1 protein-coding gene and 1 rRNA gene are annotated in these 2,165 nt (G+C 30.5%); both read right to left on the bottom strand.

Annotated features, from left to right (window positions below; translation table 11 throughout):
* Nucleotides 1–87: ribosomal RNA gene (locus LQE93_RS16655) — 16S ribosomal RNA — on the bottom strand; the annotation flags it as partial.
* A gap of 477 nt (nucleotides 88–564) precedes the next feature.
* Nucleotides 565–2,010 (bottom strand): arylsulfatase, encoded by a 1,446-nt coding sequence (locus LQE93_RS16650; protein ID WP_231074571.1) that lies wholly within the window; start codon nucleotides 2,008–2,010, stop codon nucleotides 565–567.
* Between the last annotated feature and the right edge of the window lie 155 nt (nucleotides 2,011–2,165).

Below are 2,165 nucleotides of genomic sequence, written 5' to 3'. Positions count from 1 at the left end.
CACCCCGAAGGGATCAACTCGCTCGACTTGCATGTGTTAGGCATGCCGCCAGCGTTCGTCCTGAGCCAGGATCAAACTCTCAATAAAAAGTTTAATCTGTTGCTCAAATTACTTTGAGTCTTTAATAATTTAAAAACTCTCAAAAGAATTGCTGGTTCTTAATTTATATTCTGTTCAATTTTCAAAGATCATTGTTTATCGCTTCAAGCGACTTTTTTATCTTACCATCCTTAATTTTCTTTGTCAACAGTTTTTTTCAAAACTTTCAAACAACATTTTGTTTTCTTGTTCAACATTTTGTTGTTTTGTTGCTTTCCCTCAAGGACATGACTTATTGTACCACAGACTTTATCATAGTCAGCTAATATTCTCCAATATATTTAAAATTATTTTTATTTTTCTATATTTTTCGCTTTTTTTCTTTAAAATACACATATTGATACACGTGGTAAAGAGTACGGAAATTTAGTTAAGAATTAAAAGTTTTTAATTAAAAGTTTATAAAAAAAGTTAGCCAAAGTTGATTTAAAAACATTATAAATCAATCAACTTGCTAACTATTAACTATCTAAGTATTGCATTAGATAATGATGGTTTAGTTTTGCATCCTACAATAAGTTTCTCTCCATCTGAATATCCTTCTTCTGATTCCTTTAATTCTTTTATCAATATATTTTTTAACTCTTCTATTCTATCTTTATATTCCAAATCATTTATCGCATTATGAGCTTCGTCTTTATCTTTTATTAAATTAAAGTATTGTTCTTCTCCTGTTTGAGAGAACCAAACATATTTATCTGTTTTAGTTACAATAAATTGATGTGATTTCTGCCCAAAATCATATAAATGCTCTCCATGTATATACTTTCTATCTATCTCTTTTAACATACTTTCTCCATCTAATACTTCTGGAACTTTCCCACCTGCTATGTCTATAAAAGTAGGCATAACATCTCTTAATTCTACAAGACTTTCATCAATGCAGTGTTTTCTTCCTAATAATTCTTCAGGTCCTGATATAAACATAGGTATATGGATGCTTCCTTGGTAAGGCCTTGCTTTTTGAATATAATTATGATCACCCAACATTTCACCATGATCAGATGTAAATATTATTATAGTATTATCCATTACCCTTTGTTCTACTAATGCTTGAATTAATCTTCCTATCTGATGATCTATATGAGTGATACATGCATAATATCCTATTTGCATTTCTCTAACTAACTCTGGATCTAATGGTCCAGTAGTTGCATTATAACGATATCCTATCTGCTTTATTAATTCTTTATCATTCCACTCACCTTTAATAGGTTCTCTTAAACTCCTATTTTTATATAAATCAAAATAATATTGTGGGGCATCAAAAGGTGCATGTGGTCTAACGAAACTTGTCATCAAAAAAAATGGCTTTCTTGGATCTCTTCTTCTTAAAAAATCAATACTTTCTGTTACTACCCAATTTGTAGGATGACTCATTTCATCATAAATCCAAGGTCTAGAAACCCATCCATTGCAATCTAAACCCGTATTAACAACATCAGCACTAATTCCTTTTTGATCCTTTAACCAATAAAAATAATCATCAGCAATAAGTTGATTCTCCCCATATGATACATTTGGATATCTATATTCGTGTAAATATCCATCATGAAGTCTTACATTATTAAAACCTAAGTAATTACGCAATGGGTGTACATGCATTTTTCCAACACATTGTGTATAATATCCACTTTTGGTTAATTCACCAGCCATTGTTATTTCATAATTCCAATCTACTCTATCTTCATAACCTACTCTACCTGTATTCCTTTGTGATAATCCTGTATGTAATATTGCACGAGCCGGCACACAAGTTGGACACGAAGAATATGCGTTAGGAAAATATATTCCTTTTGAAGCCAAACTATCTAAATAAGGAGTCTTAACATCAGGATGTCCAGCATATCCTAAACAATCTCCACGCATCTCATCTGTCATTATCAAAATAATATTGGGCCTTTTATCCATATTATAACAACCTTCCCTATAAATAATGATAAAGGGGCTGTCTCTGAAATGATTTTTAAAATCATTTCAGTAGACGGTCTTTTTATTTTTTATTCATATATTTATATGAAATTATTTCTAAATGAACAAGTTTTTTGACACGACAAATAGGAGGT

It is taken from the genome of Clostridium sp. NSJ-145 (assembly GCF_021044725.1).
GTDB lineage: Bacteria > Bacillota > Clostridia > Clostridiales > Clostridiaceae > Clostridium > Clostridium disporicum_B.
This window is presented reverse-complemented; position numbering and strand designations above follow the sequence as displayed.